Genomic DNA, 21,502 nt, shown 5'->3' with positions numbered 1-21,502 from the left:
ATAAGGATTCCACAATATTTTATCCACACTTTCTTAATTAAAAGAGTTGGCCAAAAGGCCAACTCATCTTTCCTTCATTTATTTACTTCTTCTTGATTGGCTGTCCGGTTTCTGGATCAAGGAACAGTTTTTTATCCGAAGGGGCATGATTTAAGTCAAACATGTTTTCCATGCTGCCTGCAACCGAATCAAACGAATAATCTCCTATTTTTCCAAGACTCCAGTTATCCTCAATAAATCGAAGAATGGATGTTTGATCCGTTAATGAATGATCCACAAAATTCTTCTTCGCATATGGCGAAATTACAAGCAATGGCAAGCGAGGACCAAATCCGGCTCGATCTTTATAGGAGCCCAATCGAGGCTTTCCAGCATCTCCAGAACCATAAAGTGCGTCTGTTTTCAGATCATCTGAACCGTTAACCAGAGGGTTATGCATCACGTGATCATACCAACCATCTGAATCATCGTAGGCTAATACAACGGCAGTTTGTTTCCAGTCTGGCAGCTTTTGAAGATGGTTAATGGTATTAACGATGAAATGCTGTTCATCGAGCGGATCAGAATAACCTGCATGGCCATCTTGATAGTTGGCCGCTTTGAGGAAACTTACAGCAGGCATGTTACCTTTATCGGCTGCTTTCCAAAAGTCTTCAAGATCATATTGATGGTTCGCTTGATCGTTATGCCCAATTTTTTCAAAAGAACTTGGCGGCAAGTGGTCCGGATTGGCTGTTGATTTATAGTATTGGAATGGCTCATGGTGCGGATTGTAATCTGTACTGTATTGGCCCGCTATGTTGGCGTGTTTAGCAGTGGTATCTCTGAAACCACCCTGAAACCAGCCCCATGTGACGGATTTTTTGTTCAAAAGATCCCCAACATTTTTTCCATCCATAGCGGCTTGTGCCCGTTTTGTATTAGAAGCATTGTCATAATGAGGGTCCGGGTCACCAATCACTGATCCATTTGCGATATTTTCTTCAATATCTCCTACTTTCACACCATTTACAAATCCTGTTCCACCGTGGGTTTGGCCAGAGATCAAGTTAAGTGCTCCTGGAGTGGAAGGCCCAAACGTTGTATTAAATGAATTATCGCTCATTGCGTAGTTTTGCGCGTAATTCCACAGGCCGGTAACTGTATTGCCATCATAATAATCCATTACGAGGGATTTATCGGTTCCACCTGATGTATTCTCCACAAACTTGTCCATTTTCCCACCGTTGAATGCTTTTTGTTCAGCAGTATACTCATGGTCCATATCATCTGTTACTGCTTGTGCACGGCTTAATCGCTTTGGATTAAATTGGTTTGGGTTATTGGTAAGAAGTTCTTTTGACAAGCCATTCACCGATGGTGTGTTTGGCTTAGCAGTAAATTTAGGTTCACCGTCTGGATTTTTAGCATGTGGATACGTGCCGAAATAATGGTCAAATGAAACATTTTCACCAAATAAAACAACCACGTGTTTAATCGGTGTTTTAGTATCTAGGTCTGGATTAACTTGCGTGTTGTTCCCTGCATGCGTTGTAGAACATGCCATCGTAGAGCATAAAGCGGCTATTCCCATTACACTGAATAACTTTTTCATAGCTGTCTCCTTTATATCGTGCCGATTGATGATTCTGTTCCATATCAAGACTAATGTTTAATTATTAACTTTTAGTTACAAAGCTTTTAAGTTTTAGTTTAAACTTATTTTTTTTAGGATTGACAAATGTGTGTTGATTCCAGAGGTTGGCAAGTTAATAAAAACAGCATTTTGAAAAAAATAAAAGGAAGAGATTTTCATCCCTTCCTCCTGTTTTTACACATAGCCCTTTTCCTTATGACTTGTATAATTTGCTTGAGCATTTACAATTAAATGATCCAGAACTTCAATACCCAATGTCTTACCTGCTTGTGCCAAGCGGTTAATAACTTCTACAAATTTAAAAGTCAAACAGCAATAATCAACTATATTGGTTCAGCATTCACTTGTCGGAATCGATTCACAAGTCACTTACTTCCCTCTTTCTGCAAGAAAACTTCCACCATAATGGCTGAAAAAACAAATAAAAAATTTCAATAAATACATAAAAAAGCCTCGGTATATTCGTTATATACCAAGGCTTTTTATAATTTATCCGATTGAACCTTCCATCTCGAACTTGATTAATGAAGGCTTTCACAACATATTCAATAGATGCATAAACCTTGTTAAATCAAGGTTTTCCCTATTTCAATTTTTAAACCTTTTCAATGCTTTTCAAATTCAGTTGGCACAAAGTTGGCACGAAAACGAAATGGATGCGGTTCCCAATGATAACTTGTGTACGGAACATATACTGCGTGTCTTTCTATGCTTGATAATGACTAAAAGCCGCATGAAATTAGCACTATGGCAAAGTAAGAACATATTTAAATACATTGAAGTTGAAGCTCAGGTAGCAAAAAAGTGGTCAGTTTGGTGGTCAATTTTTCACCCTTTATAAAACTAAACCTTATTGCGCTAAACCGCTTTTGACGGCTGTAAAACAGACCGTAAGGGCTGAAGCCGCTAAAGAGCAAAGTCAGAAAAAGAAGCGTTCTGTATCAATGCTTAGCCGGATACAGTCGGATGAAACCCGACTGAAGGTTAGATACTGACTTATCGTTTTTTAGATAAAGTAAAGTCCAACTACACCCTGCTGCAGTTGGACTTTAACTATATAGATATTTTGTTTATTATGAAATGATTTTATCTCAACTCGTCATCTAAACGGACAATAATTTCATCTAATGTCTTTCTCCATTGACGCTTCATTTCTGATCCGTATTTGAACGGCACTGCAGCTGGATGAACGGCTTTGTACTTTTCAAAATCCTTGCTGTCGATAATTCCCCCAATATTCGGAATTGGATCGGTTCGTATCTGATATCGAACTGCAGAGGCATGTAGCTCTCGCTCTTCCACAAACCAAGCATTCGCAAAATCTTCAATAGCTTGATTGTAAGACTGCGTAAAGTAACGACGTTTCACGACAAAAACATCTTCATCTGCATCTATTTCTTTGTTATCGATAGCGTTTAAAATGTACCGGTAGACCTCTCTTACAACTTTTGATTTTTTTAACTTTTGCAGTGCTTTTTCAATTTCAGACCCGATATTCTGATTATTTGCAGAGTACGTCCCTAATAATTGATCGATATAGGTGGAATCAATGTTGTAGAGTTTAATCGCATTTTCACTATAAAATTCAATACCTGAGAAATCTGGTACCGTCCCGTCACCGTCTCCTTCCTCCACGAGCGACCCATGTTGTACTCCAAAAATTTAAGGTGTGTATGCAGGCAACATTCGGTGATTTGTATGTTGTTCAAATGAATAAGCAATTTCAATTAATGTAGTCTCTTCAAACGGTCTTGCTAACAGTTCTAATCCAACAGGTATTCCCTGTTGAGTAAAACCAGCCGGTATACTAATCGCAGGAAGTCCGGAATAAGCACTCAAATCACCATTGTTATCTTCCCATTTTTGCTCTCCTAAATAGGAAGCTGGAGATTTAAAGGTTGGATATAATATGGCATTAATATGTAATTCATCCATTTTATTGATAAGTAGTTCCCTATATTCATCCCTTTCCTTGAGGACTTTCTTATATTTAGGGTCATCCATAGACAAGGTCAAGACTTTTGACAATTCATCTTTAATACTGGCATCGCAAAGATTAGAGTCAATAATTTCTTTTAGAGAAGATACGCTTCGATTTTCACTTAAGGTGTCCAAGTAATCTTCAATTGCTTTTTTAAATTCGAAGTAAGGTATACTAACAGCATCGAAATTCATTAGTTCAGGTAATGATATTTCAATCATGTTTGCTCCATTTTTCTTCATATCTCTGATTGCTTGATAAATGACTTGATTTGTAGGTTGGAAAACTTCATTTTCTCCAAATCTATCTACTAAAATACCGATTTTCACTTCATTCATTTTATCTAATGTTAAATGGTTAAGGTAACTTTCAGGTTGTTTGCCTTTACCTATTTGTGTAGAGGGGTCCCTTGGGTCGAGTTTTCCTGCTATGGCATCCATAACAATGGCAATGTCTGTTACAGTTCTTCCGATAGGTCCCCCGGTATCTTGAGTGAAAGAAATAGGAACTATACCGGCTCTGCTGGTTAACCCATAAGTAGGACGCAGACCAAAAAGATTGTTATGGGCTGCCGGGTTACGAACTGAACACCCGGTATCTGTCCCTAAACCGACTGTTGCAAAATTGGCAGCTATTGCAGCTGCGGTTCCACCACTTGATCCCCCCGGAATTCTGTCTAATTTATAAGGATTTAGAGTTTGGCCGCCCAATGAGCTTTCAGTTGATATTCCAAATGCAAATTCATGCAAATTTGATTTCCCGATGATGACAGCTCCTTCATCTCTTAATTGTTCGACCATATAAGAATCTACCAATGGATAAGAGTCTTTTAGAACAAGTGAAGAAGCAGTCGTCGGCATATCAAATGTATCATAGTTATCCTTTAGGATGATTGGAATGCCATGCAGCAAGCCTCTTGATCCTTTTTCCTTTCGTTCAATATCCATTGCTCGTGCTGTTAGAATAGCCTCTTCATTTACATAAACCAATGCGTTTATGGAAGGGCCGATCTTGTCAAACCTTTTTATTCTCTCTAAGTACTTTTCTACCAATTCTTCAGAGGTAATCACCCCCTGCTCCATAGCATCTTGCAGTTCTTGGATATTTAATTCTACTATATCCAGCTGTTTCACTGCTTCAACACTTTTAACAGGAACGACACCATTTTTTTGCATCATCCTTGTATCTCCCCTTTTTTTTGAATGGCTTTACTAAAATAAAAAAGACGTATTTGGAAGTCATGTGATTGCTTCATACTGATAAAGCTTGCATGAGTTAAATTCCAATAGCCCTATTTAACAAAGCCTTTTGAATATTTAGTAGAACCTATTGCAAAACCACTTCTAACTTGGTTTCCTGATTCAATGGATGATAACAAGCATAAGACCGTTCACTTCCACTATAATTCTGTATATTTGTTTGAGGATGGGATTCATAGCATTTTGCAGAAGCATAGCTGCACTTTCCAGAAAATGAACAGCCAGTATGCTCATCAGGTGACTCTGAAGGATAGGTTTCTTCAAAATCAGATGATTCTTCCTGTTTTTCAAGATTCAAAACGGATTTTAGCAACATATTGGAAATGGGATGGAAAGGTTTCGAATATAGTTCATCACTTTTGGCTACCTCCACAATTTTCCCTTTGTAAAGAACGGCAACTCTGTGACAGAAAAATTTTATTACACTTAGATTGTGGCCAATAAATAAATAGGTGAGATTAAATTCTTCTTGAATATCTAATAATAGATTAAGAATCTGGGCTTGGATAGAAACATCAAGAGCTGAGGTCGGTTCATCCAAAACGAGAAATTCGGGCTTTAAGGCTAAGGCTCGTGCAATACCGATTCTTTGACGCTGGCCGCCGGAAAATTCATGAGGATATCTATAGAAATGTTCTGATTTCAATCCAACTTTTTTCAATAATTCAATTGACTCCTTTTCCGCTTCTTGTTTACTTGTAACGACACCAAGTCTTAACATGGGTGCTGTAATTTGTTCACCAATGGTTTTTCTTGGATTTAAAGAAGAGGTGCTGTCCTGGAAAATCATTTGCATCTTCAAGTACAAGGGGATTTTTTCTTTTTCAGTGAATTGGCTGATTTCTTCACCATTATATTTTATTGATCCGCTGCTTGAACTTGTTAAACCCATAATCATTCTGCCTAAAGTGGACTTACCTGAACCTGATTCCCCGATCAGCCCAAGGATTTCTCCTTTTTTAATTTCTAAATTGACATCATCAAGAGCCGTAAAGAATTCTTTTTTTCGAAAAAGTTTATTGTTTTTTTGGGGGAATTGTTTTTGCAGATGCTTGATTTCCAATAAGTTATTCATAATCAGACTACCTCCTTCGAATGATAACAATAAACAAATTGAGATCCTGTATCATTTGCATAGGTGGCGTCCGGAAACGCTGTTTTACATAAATTCGTAGCAAAATTGCATCGTTCAAAGAAACTGCATCCCTCCGGAAGCTGGATGAGATCCGGCGGCGTTCCGTCGATTTGAATCAAGCGGTTCATCCCTTTACTTCCGAGCTCCTGATATTCAGGCATAGCTCCCATCAAGCCTTTTGTATATGGATGTACAGGCTTCGAAAGAATATCATTTGTTTCACCGTATTCCACGATCCTGCCAGCATACATAACGGCCACCGAATCACATAAATTAGCCACCACTCCAAAGTCATGGGTAATGATCAGAATCGCTGTCCCCGTTTCTTTATTGATTTTTTTCAATAAATCCAGTATTTGTTTTTGAATCGTTGCGTCCAAAGCCGTGGTCGGTTCATCGGCTATTAATAACTTAGGCTTGCAGCTTAATGCCATAGCGATCATCACCCTCTGTCTCATTCCCCCGCTTAAAGCATGCGGGTAAGAGGAGAGTACTCGTTCAGGCTCGTGGATGCCCACTAAATGTAATAATTTGATTGCTTGGTCCCCGGCTTCCTTTTTTCCAATTTTTCCTCGTGAACGGATTATTTCGAGCATCTGATTACCAATCGTGTAGGAAGGATCCATTGCGGTCAGTGGATTCTGAAAGATCATCGCAATTTCTTCCCCTTGTATTTGTCTATATTTTTTCGAGCTTTTACCAACAAGGTTCTCACCATTAAACAGGATTTTCCCATCTTCTATCTTTCCGTTTGGCTGAGGAACAAGGCCTAAGATGGAAAGGCCAGTAATACTTTTTCCAGAACCTGATTCCCCAACCAAGGCCATAATTTCACCTTTGTCGATGGAAAAAGAAACGCCGTTTACCGCTTTAACCTTACCCCTTGATGTATGGAAATACGTTTTTAAGTTTGAAACTTCTAATAAAGCCATTGGCCTAACTCCTCCCTTATACGAAAGCATTATTGCGTTCTTTTGTGCGGATCAAAGAGATCTCTTAACCCATCTCCCACCCAATTGAAAGCAGTAGCCACAATTAGAATAATCAGTCCAGGAATCGTGGCAACATGGGGAGCCCCCAGTGTCAATACTTTCATACCGTCTGAAGTCATTTTCCCCCAATCAGCGGTAGGCGGCTGAACGCCTAACCCAAGGAAACTAAGACCTGCACCTAAAACCATAGCCACCCCGATCAGGGTTGTGGAATAAACGATGAGATCGGAAAAAACATTTGGCAATATTTCCTTAAAAGCAATTTGAAGTTTATTAGCCCCCAGTATTCTCGCGGCTTCTATATATTCTTTTGTTTTCTCGGTTACGGTGGATGTATAGACCACCCTTGTCATATACGGCAGCATAGTAAGACAGCATGAAACCATAATGGTTAATACGCCAGCCCCCATAATGGCTGATACAACAATGGCAAGCAATACTGTCGGAAAAGCAAACAGCACATCTAGAAATCTCATAATTACTTCACCTGTTTTGCCGCCCCAATAACCGGCAAGCAAACCAAGCATTAAACTAAGACTGAACATAAGGGTAATTGGCAAAACGGCTGTCAGCAACGAAGTTCTCCCTCCCCATATCAAACGGCTTAGGATATCTCTCCCTTGTTCATCCACACCAAGGATATGTCCAGCTGTTCCTATGCCCAATAATCGTTTTGATCCATGTGAGACGTTAGGATCATATGGAGCTATAAATGGCGCAAGCAGTGAAACAGCCGCAGCCATTAGAATAATGAATAAACCTATAACAGCGAGTTTGTCTTTTTTAAATACATTCCACAGCTTTATTAGTTTATCTTCCTTCCTGTCATAGAGAAACGGGCCACCAATAACTTGCTTCGTTTCCAAAACTTGTTCAAATTTTTCCATTAATCAGATCTCCTTTTTTATTAATGTCTAAGTCGAGGATTAAGAGAGGCAACCAATAAATCATTGATTAAATTTACCAGAACAAAACTTACAGCAATGAATAATACCCCAGCCTGAACCATTGGCAGGTCTTGGCCTGTTATCGATGAATATAACTGGCTGCCCAATCCTGGCCAAGAAAATACTACTTCTACAAACAGCGCACCTCCCAGCAAGGAACCCACCTGCAATCCTGTCATATTAATAATCGGAGATAAAATGTTGCGAAAAGCATGCTTAAAAACTATTTTCTGTTCTGATATCCCATACGCTCTAAACGTTTTGACATAATCAGAATTGAATGCATCTATTAAACTGCTTCTTGTTAAACGGGCCATAACAGCTAACGATACACTTGACGCAGCAATGGAAGGCAAAATTAAATGCTGCAGGACACTCCATATACTGCCTTCCGTTCGCATGTCATACATTCCGAAAGCCGGGAGCCAATCTAATTGAATGGAAAATATCCACATTAAAACAATGGCTAGCCAAAAGACTGGGACATTCGCACCGAATTGTGCGAAAAACATGGAAATCCTATCAAACCAGGAATACGGTTTTAGCCCTGCCAGCAATCCTATCAAGACTCCGCCAATTAAACATATAACCAAACTTCCACCAGTCAGGATTAAGGTATTTATTAACTTCGGTATTAAAACCGAATCTACCGAAACCCTCATCGTTATCGATGTTCCAAGGTCCCCTGTCAGCATATTTCCTAACCATATTCCATATTGAATGATGAAAGGCTTATCCAAGCCTAAATCCTTTCTCAGTTCAGCTACTGCTTCATCTGTAGCTGCCTGACCCAGTATTTTTACCGCAGGATCTCCTGGAATGAGATAGACAATTGAAAATACCAAAAATGATACTCCTATTAGAATAGGTATGATCGCCAATATCCGCTTAATCGCGTAAGAAAGCATTTTAGCACCGCCTTTTCCAAAGTTCTCAAAAACACTATTTCAGAAACTCCCGGTAATTATTTCAAATTAACATCAATTAAGCTGAACCACTCCTCATTCGGTACAATAAACCCTTCTACATCCTCAGAAATCGCATATGGGGCTTTATCATTCACAACACCAACAATTCCCCTGTCTTGCGTAACTTTTTTGTTCGCCAATCGCCAATATTCATTTGATGTCCCATTGTCCGTTTCAGTCACTGCATTCTCTATTAGTTGATCCACCTCATTATTATGATACTTTCCCGGATTTGAACCGCTGTCTGATTGTGCCATTATAGATAAGATATAAGGGGTGGACATTCCCCATGACATTTGTGAAAAACCAATCTGTTCCGGAGCTTCTTGATAAAAAACACCCAGATAAGAAATCCACTCGTAGGTCTCTATCTTTACATTAATTCCAATTTTTTCTAAATCTCTTTGAATCCACTCAGCCATCTGCACGGGGATCAATTGACCCGAACCATCTACAGAAGTCCTGAAAACCGTATCAAAGCCATCGGGATATCCTGCTTCTTTCAATAATTTCTTTGCTTTTTCAGGATTGTATTCATATCCGTTAAAATTCTCTTCATAAGCCTCATTTGCCGGTGATAGAACACTTTTGGCCGGTGTTACCGTTTTTTGCAACAATTCTTCAGCCATTCCTTCGCGATCAATCGCCAAACTGATCGCTTCTCTGACTTTCCTGTTTTGCATTTCTTTATTGCGCATATTCAAGGCAAGGTACCATACATGCGGAACATTTCCATCCACTACTTTAAATCCTTTTTCCTTTAATACCTTCACACTGTCTGGCGGGGGTACGGAAATAATATCTACTTCACCGCTTTCAAGCGCCAGGACTCTGGTTGCAGGATCTGGTATCGGCCTGAAAATGACTCTGTCTATGTGAGGTTTCTTGCCCCAGTAATTTTCATTGGCATCCAATACAATTTTTTCTCCGCGCACACGTTCGATAAACTTAAATGGCCCGGTACCTGAAGGATGTTCGGCATAACCATCATTTCCCCACATTTTTAATGCTGCAGGACTAAGAATGCCGCCAGATCCCATTCCTCCCTGGGCCAGCATTCGTAAAAATGGGGCAAATGGCTGGTCCATAACCAGTTCGATTTCGTAATCATCAATAACCTTTACTTCTTTCAAATTTTGGTATGTAGAAGCAAGCTGTCCTGCTGAACGAGTATCGTAATACTCGAAATCTTTATCCCAGGCTCTCCTAATATTAAATTCAACTGCCTTTGAATTAAAAGGTGTGCCATCATGGAATTCTACACCTTTTCGCAAATGAAAAGTATAGGTCAATCCATCTTCTGAAACAGACCATTTTTCAGCCAATCCAGGTTTCAAAGGCGGGGTCTTTTCATTTGATGTTGATAAATCTTCTGTAACCAATGATTCATGAATTTGATAATTGACCCTAAATGTCACCCATCCCCCTGCTCGATGAGGATCCAAAACATCTGTTTCTGACTCAATCCCGATAATAAGCGTTTTTCTATCCTTTGCAGCTCCTGCTAAACCGCAGCCGGCAAGAGATATCGAGAGTAAAAAAATTAATAACATTTTATAATACTTGATTTTCAAAAGAATCCTCCTCCCCTGATCATGTTTCATGATTTTTCAAAATGTGAATCATTACATAACAATTATCATCAAACAACTCCATAATCCAGACAATTGTTAGTTTTTCTAACATATAAATTCGGAAAAACGCTTACATTTATAATTATTTTATAAAATACCTATTGTTTTATTGAAATTTTCCGAACTTTAAAATATTCCACTCTTATTTTTCATTATTACATCAATCTCACCAGTTTTTCATGTTAGATTATCTAACCAGTTTGTTGTTTAAAATTAGTATTCGAATATAAGATAGAGAAGTGAGAAAAAATACTAGTTTTGAGTGATGGCTATGGTTTTGTTCTCGAATCAATTAATTCAATGGAGAGGGGTAAAACACATGAAAAATAGTACCTTACTAAAACCTACTAAAGAAGATTTTCGTTTTGAAGAAGTATCTGTGAATGAACTACTATCAGGGTACCAGGAGGGCGCATTTACGGTACAAGAGGTTGTTCAGTCATTTCTAGACCGAATTGAGGAATTCGAGGATACTTATAATGCTTTTACCTTTATGAACCCTCATGCTTTAGAAGAGGCAAAAGAAATAGATCGTTTGCGTGAAGCAGGGAATAAACTCGGACCGCTTGCAGGAATACCGATTGTCATTAAGGAAGCAGTCGATGTTGCGGGTTACCCGTCTACATTTGGCTGGGTTCCTCTTAGCAGAGATAGCGGAGGGATTGAATTAATGCCTGTAAAGGATGCAACCGTTACAACAAGACTAAAAGAAGCGGGTGCCATCATCCTTGGAAAAACAAATATTCCTGCCTTCAGCTGTGCCTACAATGCAAACAATAGTTGGGACGGCCCCACTTATAATGCAGTAAACCGTGAGCTTTCACCTGGCGGAAGCAGCAGCGGAACTGCTATGGCCGTATCGGGTAACTTTGCCGTGCTTGGTGTAGCTGAAGAAACTGCCGGTTCGATCCAGGTTCCTGCTGCAGCCCAGTCATTGGTTGGAATTAAGCCATCATTTGGATTGATTCCATCCACTGGAGTGACCCCCCTTGCAGGCAGTACCAGGGATGTTGTAGGACCACACGCTCGAACCGTTCAAGATGCGGCGATTATGCTGGATGTGATGGCTGGATATTCTGAAGAGGACATGAAAACAGAAGCTGCTAAAGGGAATGTTCCAGAAGCTGGATACCCAGCTATCCTTGATGCGACATCTCTTAAGGGGAAACGAGTCGGATTGTACGGCCCAGGCTGGCGCACAGAAGAACTTTCAAAAGAAACACAAAAACTGTATTCTCTTGCCATAAATGAATTAGAAAAACAAGGAGCAGAAGTGATAACCGATCCTTTTGCCGGGACAGGCTTTGCTGCTTACATGGAGTCAAAGAATGGATTTATCGGTATGGAAACCTTCTTCCATGACCTTGAAAAATACTTAAAAAATCTAAATCCGGAGCTTTCCATTAAAAGCGTATTTGAAAAAGCAGGCGAAGTTCCTTGGGCAGAAGGAGGTCCCTTAAGTTTAGTTTCTGATTTCGTCAATACTGAAACAGCATCGGCTGATCCAAGTGCATTACCAGATTTGCAGGAATTTACCGAGGTGAAAGCGGAGCTGCTTAGCATCATTAATACAGTGATGGAAAAACATGAGTTAGACGGATTCTTTTATCCTCAGATGCCTGAAGCGATTCCGGCGCTTCAGGTTGAAAATGTAAAAACAACAACTGTCTCTGAAATCAATATCAGCGGGCTGCCACTCATTACGGTCCCTGCCGGCTATTACAAGAACGGCTCCCCATTCGCGCTAGCCTTCTTTGGTAAAATGTGGAGTGAAGCTGAACTCATAGGGATGGCTTATGCATATGAACAAGCCACTAAACACAGAGTTGCACCAACTCTAATCAAATAACTATAACCTTTGAATACTCCCTATCCAAGAGATGGGGAGTATTTATGCTTAGATAGGAGTTTGTATGTTTTCAGAAAAAGCTCTCCACATTGCAGATGTCATGCCTATAAATGTATTAGACCAATAATAGTTCCCCCCCTTGGTAAACGATAACCCCCACAAGCAGGACCTTCCAACAATTTTTTTAGATTGCACCATCAAAAAAAGAACCAGAGCTTTCACGCTCTGATTCCTTTTTGCATTATAGATCTGGATCACGATTGCAATCTTTAGAGTAGACATAGGCTAGAGGTTCTCTCCCTACCGCATAAGCAGCTTGCTGCACGTAAGGTCCCATGAAAATATAGTCAACTTTTTTCACTGGAATCCACTCATTGTCAAGATTGTACATTCCTTAAAGAACAAAAATACGAATAAAAAACAATTGTTATTTCATTTACTTGTTTGTGTTCTTTGAGATATACGGTTCGAGATTCGGACTATAAAGTGATTACGACAAAAGAATTATGGAAGTAATGACATCTTTCAAAGACGAAAACAAAACAGACCAACTACGAGGAATACATAGGTAGCTAGTCTGTTTTATAATATAAAGCTCAGTATTTTTAATAATGTTTTACGATATTCAGGAGCTAAACTATACAGTTTTAAAGGGCTCATTTATTAGATTAACTATTTTGAAGCCTAGGCCTTCGAGTACTATACTATGTTCAGTACTAATGGATTCTAATTTAATTATTAAGCTGTTTTGAGCTCTACTTAAAGCAACATAATAAACCCTATGTGACTCTGTATCCATATTAGGATTTACTAAAAACTCTAGTTCCTTACCGTCTCCCTTAGAGGGAATGTCTACACAAACTGTCTCATATTCCTCCCCTTTAGATTGATGAATAGTTTTAAAATTCTTAGATAACTCATTTTCTAAATTATCTATTTGGAGGGCTAGCTGATTATACGTTATTTCATCGTATAATTCTTTAACTTTCCCTCGAGTGATTTTTCCAGAAACTTTATAATGACCGACTAAATATTGATTATGAAAATAAGTAATATTTTTATTTTGAAAGTCATCATAAACTTCTACAAGTCTTCTTAAATTTTGTAAAGCATCTTTTTCACTAAAAAAATCGGTCTTCCTATATGCTTGTCTCATATATTTCAAAGCGTTTTTTATATCTGGTTTTTTTGCTAGTTCCAAAGACTGAATTAAATAATATATTCTCCAACTTCTATTTGCATCGGAATCTTCTAAAAAAATATTAATATCAGCCTTCTTGTGATTTCTATAAGATAGAGACATTGCTCCATTATAGTATTTTTTTAAATAAGATTGGGAGTACGCCTCTCCTCCAATTAATACTAAAGGTACTGGTCCTTCTAAATCGGTAGGTGAGTATTGTATAAAATCTACTCCCTTTCGTATATGATTCAATACATTTATAATTTGTTTTGTGGATCTTCGATTACCAGATAAAATATAAGTTTTCATACAATTCAAAGAAAATTCTCTAAATAAGTTTACGTTTGCACCTTGGAAGGAGTATATAGATTGACATATATCTCCTATAACTCCCACAATAGTTTCCTTCTCTCCTATCATTTTTATTATCTCCGTTTGAATAGGATTAGTATCTTGAAATTCATCAATAAGAATATAAGGGAATTTGGCTCTTAAAATATCTAATACCTCGGGTTTTTCTTTAATGATTCGATAGGCAAAATAAAGGATGTCATCGTGACTCAATTTACCTTCAGACCAATGTAATTGTTTAAACAGTAGATAAGAGTCTTTCTTGATAGGATATTTTCCGATTTTGCCATCTTTAAAATTTAAAAATTTTAAAATAGGTACTTCATCTTCTAATACCCATTTAAGTTTTCCTAATGCGGTAACTAGGGCAATGTCATCATTAAAGTGTTGCTGACTTTTTGACTTGAAATCTCTTATCTGACTCCTTCTAAGTTTAATTTCTTCGTGTCCATCTATTTTATCTACAGCAATCGATTTATCATTTAAAAGCCAAATATAAGGCTTAACGATATTCTTATAACAGAAACTATGAATGGTAGATACCTCTGTAGAATCTGTACAGCCATCTAAGCGATTCATCAATGTATTTACAGCTGTATTTGTATACGTGATACAAGCTACATGTCGGGTTTTTTTTAGTCTTTTAGAACCTCTTAAAATGTTTTTAATATGGTTTGTTAAAAAAGTTGTTTTGCCAGCGCCAGGACCTGCGTAAAGTTTAAAATGCTCATCAATAAGTATAGTGCTTAAGCTAGATTCAAGCTCGGTCACGTCAGTTGTTATAGCGATACCCACGTTATTGCCTCCCTTATATAATCTGGAGGACTTATTAAATCCTCTATGTCTTCACCTATTAAATATGCAATTTCCTGTGCTGCTTCTCCCTTTTTTACTGACAAAAGATATCTACTCGACAACAGACCTAACTTGGTATCAGTATCATTCTTTAAAAATCCGGAATCTAAGGATTTCTGTAATTCGGTTTTAAATTTTGACTTTCTAAATCGATCTATAATTCCCTCTATATTTTCATCGCATTTAACCATTTCAATTAAATAAGATAATTCCTGTTTGTTAGAAACGGAATTTGTTATAAGCTGACTATTTGAGGGGTTTTTTCTTATTAATTCATACTCAAAAGTTGAGCTTATACCCATAGGCTGTGTAAAGACTTTTATATTTGATGAAAAGCTCTTACTACTAATTACAAGTTTATTTGAAGTATCCCTATATTCGTAAGAATCTTTATCTAATCCTAGAAGAGCGGGAGGACATTTTTCCCAACCGTTTGATTCAGCATCTCTATCATCTTGTGCATCGGCATATTCTGTATCTTCATTTGGCTCTTGCACTAATTGTTTTCTTACCGGATCTAAATCAGTGATACAAGCTATTTTTTTGCTAATTGCATATGGAGATTTATTTAGGTCAAACAACTTTAGAAAATGATCAAAGTATCTTCCACCAATGTTAATAACTGTTGTATGACTATCTTCTAAATGGTATCCCAATTTTTTAGCGAATTCAGGCACAATTAGTTGTTCTGCAATGCCCTCAACCAATATGATATTTTTAGCGAAAAATAAATCAGCTTTTGTAACATCTAAAAAACGTTTTATATAATCGTGGGACTTTTTATCCTCAACAAAACCGTCGCTTTCTGTATTAATTTCAAAAACTTTTGACGGGTAAGCAGATCTTAATATTTCTTTAGGCACTGAATTATCAGTATCAACCTGTAATCTTTGGAGAACGATTATATCTTCGAGATCTACCGCAGCAGTAATATTGGGAGAATGTGATGTAATAAATATTTGCTTAACCTCTGATTCCTTATTACTTTTTAAAAATTGTAAGAACTTGTATTGCATACTTGGATGTAAATGAGCCTCAGGTTCTTCAATTGCAAGAATTGAAAAAACTTTAGAGTTAGAACCTAAATACTCTCCCGATGAATCCTTTTGCATTTTTGAAAGCAGTAAAGATATATAAATTAGATTGTTATACCCTAAACCATTGCTAGTTGCCGGCAATTTTACTCCTGTTTTTTGCTCTACAATCAATCTTAATGCGGAATACAATTCTGTATCGAGAATCTCTCCATCAAAAATTGGCTTTGAATTCTCGATACCTGCTCCAGTATTTTTTACATACTTTAATATTTGTTCCTCTCCTTGATCCATTCTGTCTTTTAATGTTCTTACTAATTTACGTGATTCTAGTAAAAAACTATTTTTTTTTGCTTGAATCTTTTCTAACTTTTGATTTATATCTAAACTTTTATCACTTTTAATGTCATAATCCATATAAAAATCAATTACTTCTTTTAAAAGCGCATTATTACCTTTAAATAAATCCCTTTCTACATCTCTGATTGCTGTTAAGAATTGAAAATCAAATCGCGAGAGTTCGGAAGAACTTACTTGATTTTTTAATTCTGGATTCCCCACGTATGTTCTGCTAACATATTTTTTTAAAAAATGTTGTTCTATAGCTTTCCAATAATTATTAATATCTAAGCTTTCTATACTACCCATCAGCTTTATATATGCATCTATATCATTTTCAGGCAAAAAGAACTCAAATGTAATATTGGCTTCAAAAGGACTACCTAACTTTGTCAACCAGTTTGCAACTGTTACCAATTCATCCGAATAAGGTTCATCGCCAACCGATTCTAACAATTTTGCTGAAATACGAATCTTAGGAGGGGCGGATTTTAGCTTATCCATTTTTATATGGTGATTAAAGTCATTAATGTTTAGTTTTTTTGAAGCTTTATTATCAAATAGTATTTCTAATGCCTTAATAATTGTAGTTTTACCTGCATTGTTTTGGCCTATAATAACATTTATTCCTTCCTTGAATTGAATGGAAGTGGGTACGTCTGGAAATCCTCTGAAATTGGAAATTTCTAATTGTGATATATACATTAAGAGACTCCTTAATTTAATATGGAAATTCAACAGTAAATAAATTTTACCTTAGTTTTCCATATTTTAAAATAGAAATAACAATATAAGAAAGTGTTGATATGGCATTTAAGTAATGGTTAGGAAGTGTTAATACTGATACTGACCTTAACCCAGTCAACCCTAATCCATAGTCTAATTAATTAACGCTCTCCTCTTTTTTTAAAACGATTGTGTAGGGTCTTCTTAAGTATTGTCATTTTTCATTTTTAAAGACTTCATGGTAATTTAAGTACATTTCTTTACAATCTTTTCAGTAATATTAACATAAATATCCATTAAAAATTCACCTCGCCTAAGAACTAGAGGTGAAGTGATGAATTCAATCAACTTTATATAATCCCCTTCTTTGATTTGATTCTTTTCAAACCATCCAAGATTCACTTCAATAGGTATAATGCGTTTGTCACACCTGAAGCGAGAAAACAATTTAGCCAGTGTCAAGAATTAATGAAAACAAGAAATTCATTTACTTGGAACCCAAGATCAAATGCAAGGTGAAGTTCAGAAATATACAAAGGCTGGTTTGTTACGCATTCCTTCTTTCGTTGAATATATATCATAAGCGTATATCCATTGGGTAGGCGTTTTTGCTGATTTTCAGACTCCCTGCTACCTAATTACACGGTATCAATCAACATCTTTATAATTAATTAGCTTTTTCTGTCTATCTAGTCTTTCTAATAGGAGACCTATCATTCTCAATGACTGTTTCTTTTCGCAAGGTCCATACGCAGCTGCAACGTTTCACTAACGAGAACAACGTTCTTTCTATTCAAGTATTAAAGAATAACACCACAAAAAAAGAGCCTCGAGAGGCTCTTAAACAACATCTATGCTGTTTCTATATGCGGCATGATTATTTTAACTCAGACTGGGCATATTTTTTATCAATTTTTGCAACAAGAGAATAATATGTATCTACCATATTCCCTACATGAAGCTTGCCAATCTGGGTTAAGGCTTGATACGCTTCAAACTTCTCCCAGCCCATTTCTACCATCCAATCAATGAGCTCCGAGTATGCAATACGGGCTGCATCCTCCATTGGTCGGGCACTTCCCACAACCATGTATTCTGTCGGGCTTTCAATGCGAGGCCATCTAATCGCTTTTCCTTTGATTAGTTCAAATTTGATGGTTACCTTTGCTGTAATTTCAAGAGCAACGCCGCACAGCTCGCCGTCTCCTTGCCCCCCATGAACGTCTCCCGTGAAGAAGTAGGCACCCTCAGTGCGTACTGGGAGGTATATTTTGTTTCCTGGTTTCGTGTCGGGTACATCCATATTTCCACCATGGTCAAATGGTGTCAACGCAGAGATTGCTTCGATCTCCGGGGCTGTCCCAATCGTCCCCAAAAATGGACGCCAAGGGAAATTCAAACGGTCATTGTTCCGTAACATTCCGTTTTGTAGCTTATAAATCCATACCTTTTCCGGTAAAGGTTCATTTAACGTTCGTGTGAGTTCGGTAGCTGTCAAGCCACCGAAATTCTCCTTCATCACACTCACTGCCCAATCACGGGTTGGTTCAATATCAATGATATGAGCCACAAGAGTATCTCCTGGCTGAGCTCCCTCTACATAGATGGGACCAGTTTGAGGGTTGAGATAATCCCCTAGTATCTCGGAGGGTACATCATTTTCATTCGTTATTCGGTTCTCAAACGCATCTTTTGTGAAGATTTCCACCGTTTCCCCAGGTTTTACATGTGCAATTGGCTCTAGGTACTTACTAAACACGTAACTGTGTTCACCCTGCTGTTTGATTTGTTGGATTGTTTCTTTTATCTGTTCCATCCTTTAAAAACCTCCTTGGTATTTTAATAAGTTTGACAGCAAATGATTGTTTTTGAATAATATGAACCTTAACCAGTAATTTAAATGTCATTGCTACTCTGTTTACTCATCGTAAACGTCTCGGACTGCGCCTGGCTTTTTGTTCTCCAGCTGGTATCAACATCAGTGGGAAAGCTTGAAAAATAATATTTCCCTTTTGTCATGACAGAGATAATGACATGCAGCACTGGGCCAATCAGCATTGCGCAAAAAGATGCATAATAGATCGGATAAACGTTAAAGACACCAAGTGCCCCGATTACCACCGCTACGGACAAGGATATAATGCCCGCCGGGTTCCATGAATGGAGATATTCCTGCCGGTACTCAACGAAATCGGAAGGTGCCAATCTAAATACTTTTCTGCAAACATAATAATCTGAAAGGATAATGAAGACCCATGTGTTTGTTAAAATACCAGTTATGGCCAGAAATGTATTCATGTATTGCAAAACATTAATCGCATAAAAAACGACACCGAATAACCAGACGGTTAGCATCCACCATTGGCGGCCAGGACGGTAGTTAAACATGCTATCCATGGTATTTGATAAAGCAAGGCTACCTGAGTATAAATTCATAACATTAATACGTATTTGCGTAACAATGGCAAATACCACTCCCAATATTCCCATTACGAACGGGAACACAAAACCAGGATCCGCAGCTAATGCATAGGAGTTTTCTTTAATCCCTGGGAAAAGGGTATAAGCGAGCATGGCTCCCAAAAAAATAACCGCAAACATGGGGATTAGCATTCCAATCATAATGGTTGCTGTTCCTTTATATGTGATTTTTGGTTTGGCAAAACGGCCATAATCCGTCGCCAATAAGCCTTGGAAGACAAGCTGGCCGTTGGCCATGTTCATCGCTATCCACATGGTGGTGGCGGTCACGTCACTCTTTGGCAGCCAGGATACCACACCCACCACGTCATAATTCGTGGAAAGCTGATAAAGTCCAATAAGGAATAATAGAAGAAAAATGGGCACACCCCATGTTTGCAAAAATTGCATGGACGACATGCCTTTCCACACAAACCAGATGGTAATGAACCCAAGTGTAGCAAATATAGCAATGCCGCCAAATGAATTGATCGAAATACCTGCATAATTTGCGATGGCGTGGGTCACAATCGTACCTTCGAAAATAAAGTAGAAGATATAGTTTACAGCGTATATCAATGAGGTCACGGCAGAACCCATATACCCAAACCCTAGCCCCCTTGTAAGAAGACTCATTGATAGACCTTCTTTACTAGCAATTTTCATGGTACACGCACCAATAATTGTAGACCCGACAAAGAAGTATAAAAGAGGAATTAACATGGTCGGCCAGCCGACCGTATATCCCATCTCAGCACCAAATGTGAAGAAGAACATAGCGGTGGAGTTACCTAACAAAACAAGGATGATGGCCGGTATAGGCCATCGGTATCTGGAAGGAACCCGTCCAACCGCATAATCTTCTATGGCTTCCGCCTCGGTTATATCCTGAGGTCCCTGAAACCACTCTTTCCATTTACTCATACACGTCCCACCTTTAGTCAATTTTTCATCTTAGATGAATTGAACTACAAAGTTGTATATCTAAGTTGCCCTGTCACCGGATTGTCGGAGTTCTCGAATTAATAATTTGATAGGCGTGGGCCGATTGAAGCACATATCGTCCTCATTCATTCTTCCCACCATCATCATACCCACTGGTAGACATTCTGACTTCCCATAACCGCCAATTTTTTTTATTTCAGCTGATGTTTACTAAAAAAATTCAATTTATCCTTCTTACTATTTTGTCCTTACAACATCACCCCCTTCAATTTATTCCTGCTTACGAGCATAAAAATAGAACTTCATATCTCATCTTTTCTCAGTCCATCTAATGCGGCTATCATGGCGTCCATATGGATTCGCATTTGATTTTCAGCCTCATCCGCGTCCCCCCTTTTAATTGCCTCTGCTATCAATCGGTGATGCAGGGCGTACTCAATTGCTCGTTCCCTCGTAATCTCCAAAAATCGAGATTCCAGCTTCAATTCCTCATTCATCAAAATATCAATGGAAGCTATGAGGAATCGGATATTTGACGCTTCGGCAACTTTTCCATGAAAGTCCAAAGCTGGTGCGGTTGGATCATTGCAGTTATCCAAGCAATCTTCATGCATCTGAACCATGCGCTCCAGCTCTTTAATATTTTCAGAATTTGCCCTGCTCGCTGCTAATCGCGCCGTTTCACACTCGATCACTTTTCTCGCGCCCATTAAATCAAGTAGTTCTTGAAGATTTTGCGGTTGAGCAGCTTTCATCATTTTCTTTTGAAGTTTCTCTCTTCGCACTTTTTCTGAAAGCTGGTTGAGATAATCGGCACCCCTCTTAGTAATCACTCTGCCCTGTGATCCAATAAGATCGGTATACCCTTTACTATCCAGACTTTTTAGACAGCGGCCAATTGTCGCCGTGCTGACGCTGATATTTTTAACCTCGAGCATGCTTTTTAACACCCAGGATCCGATAGGCTCATTCGTTTTCAGTAAATATTTCAAAATTAAGTAGTCTATTGTCTCAGCCTTTGAAGAAAACTGGCTCACTTCCACCCAATCGGTACTTTTCATATCATCTTGTATCAAACCTAACACTCCCTTAATAAGTATGTTCCTCATCATTGATGAGTAGGAGTTAATAAAAATGTGTATTCCTTGTCATAGTTAAGTATTATGTAGTTTGTATCTAGTTGTGTATAAAGTAAATGTGACCTAAGT

At 38.1% G+C, this 21,502-nt stretch carries 14 protein-coding genes and 2 pseudogenes; 1 reads left to right on the top strand and 15 read right to left on the bottom strand.

The features are described 5' to 3' along the window. Positions 1-82: 82 nt before the first annotated feature. The 9 genes and pseudogenes from DMO16_RS22335 to DMO16_RS22295 form a co-directional block, all read right to left on the bottom strand. On the bottom strand, positions 83-1,594 hold the full coding sequence (locus DMO16_RS22335) for a phospholipase C (RefSeq protein ID WP_129480099.1): 1,512 nt from the start codon (positions 1,592-1,594) through the stop codon (positions 83-85). A gap of 216 nt (positions 1,595-1,810) precedes the next feature. Beyond that, a complete protein-coding gene (locus DMO16_RS22330; protein WP_347232853.1) occupies positions 1,811-1,945 on the bottom strand; it encodes a JAB domain-containing protein in 135 nt (44 codons plus the stop codon). Between the two features lie 777 nt (positions 1,946-2,722). After that, a pseudogene (locus DMO16_RS22325) lies at positions 2,723-3,283 on the bottom strand (type I restriction endonuclease subunit R, EcoR124 family); the annotation flags it as partial. 15 nt (positions 3,284-3,298) lie between these two features. Next, entirely contained in the window at positions 3,299-4,795 is a 1,497-nt protein-coding gene (locus DMO16_RS22320; protein WP_129480097.1) for an amidase, read from the bottom strand. A 148-nt stretch (positions 4,796-4,943) separates the two neighbouring features. Continuing rightward, the gene (locus tag DMO16_RS22315; RefSeq protein WP_129480096.1) at positions 4,944-5,951 is read right to left on the bottom strand and encodes an oligopeptide/dipeptide ABC transporter ATP-binding protein; all 1,008 of its coding nucleotides are present in this window, start codon (positions 5,949-5,951) and stop codon (positions 4,944-4,946) included. A gap of 2 nt (positions 5,952-5,953) precedes the next feature. Next, positions 5,954-6,943 carry an ABC transporter ATP-binding protein gene (locus DMO16_RS22310; protein WP_129480095.1) on the bottom strand — a complete coding sequence of 330 codons (990 nt, stop codon included), beginning with the start codon at positions 6,941-6,943 and terminating at the stop codon, positions 5,954-5,956. 29 nt (positions 6,944-6,972) lie between these two features. Then, entirely contained in the window at positions 6,973-7,890 is a 918-nt protein-coding gene (locus tag DMO16_RS22305) for an ABC transporter permease (protein WP_129480094.1), read from the bottom strand. Between the two features lie 20 nt (positions 7,891-7,910). Continuing rightward, positions 7,911-8,858 carry an ABC transporter permease gene (locus tag DMO16_RS22300; RefSeq protein WP_129480093.1) on the bottom strand — a complete coding sequence of 316 codons (948 nt, stop codon included), beginning with the start codon at positions 8,856-8,858 and terminating at the stop codon, positions 7,911-7,913. 56 nt (positions 8,859-8,914) lie between these two features. Beyond that, positions 8,915-10,471 (bottom strand): ABC transporter substrate-binding protein, encoded by a 1,557-nt coding sequence (locus DMO16_RS22295; protein WP_206738155.1) that lies wholly within the window; start codon positions 10,469-10,471, stop codon positions 8,915-8,917. A 400-nt stretch (positions 10,472-10,871) separates the two neighbouring features. On the opposite strand from DMO16_RS22295, the gene DMO16_RS22290 reads away from it, so the two are divergent. Further along, positions 10,872-12,401 carry an amidase gene (locus tag DMO16_RS22290; protein ID WP_129480091.1) on the top strand — a complete coding sequence of 510 codons (1,530 nt, stop codon included), beginning with the start codon at positions 10,872-10,874 and terminating at the stop codon, positions 12,399-12,401. 241 nt (positions 12,402-12,642) lie between these two features. On the opposite strand, the pseudogene DMO16_RS22285 reads toward DMO16_RS22290, so the two are convergent. The 6 genes and pseudogenes from DMO16_RS22285 to DMO16_RS22260 form a co-directional block, all read right to left on the bottom strand. Next, positions 12,643-12,795, bottom strand: a pseudogene (locus DMO16_RS22285) ((S)-ureidoglycine aminohydrolase); the annotation flags it as partial. A gap of 243 nt (positions 12,796-13,038) precedes the next feature. Next, complete coding sequence (locus DMO16_RS22280; protein ID WP_129480090.1) at positions 13,039-14,730, bottom strand: ATP-dependent helicase; 1,692 nt, start codon at positions 14,728-14,730, stop codon at positions 13,039-13,041. After that, positions 14,715-16,868 carry an ATP-dependent nuclease gene (locus tag DMO16_RS22275; protein WP_129480089.1) on the bottom strand — a complete coding sequence of 718 codons (2,154 nt, stop codon included), beginning with the start codon at positions 16,866-16,868 and terminating at the stop codon, positions 14,715-14,717. The genes DMO16_RS22280 and DMO16_RS22275 overlap by 16 nt, the downstream gene beginning before the upstream one ends. Positions 16,869-17,766: 898 nt before the next feature. Continuing rightward, positions 17,767-18,705 carry an acetamidase/formamidase family protein gene (locus DMO16_RS22270; protein ID WP_129480088.1) on the bottom strand — a complete coding sequence of 313 codons (939 nt, stop codon included), beginning with the start codon at positions 18,703-18,705 and terminating at the stop codon, positions 17,767-17,769. A gap of 80 nt (positions 18,706-18,785) precedes the next feature. Further along, positions 18,786-20,273, bottom strand: coding sequence for a purine-cytosine permease family protein (locus DMO16_RS22265; RefSeq protein WP_129480087.1), 1,488 nt, complete (start codon positions 20,271-20,273; stop codon positions 18,786-18,788). 323 nt (positions 20,274-20,596) lie between these two features. Continuing rightward, complete coding sequence (locus tag DMO16_RS22260; RefSeq protein ID WP_164988996.1) at positions 20,597-21,370, bottom strand: FCD domain-containing protein; 774 nt, start codon at positions 21,368-21,370, stop codon at positions 20,597-20,599. Positions 21,371-21,502 lie beyond the last annotated feature (132 nt).

Origin of the sequence: Fictibacillus sp. S7, assembly GCF_004127935.1 — a bacterium.
Classification (GTDB): domain Bacteria; phylum Bacillota; class Bacilli; order Bacillales; family Fictibacillaceae; genus Fictibacillus_C; species Fictibacillus_C enclensis.
This window is presented reverse-complemented; position numbering and strand designations above follow the sequence as displayed.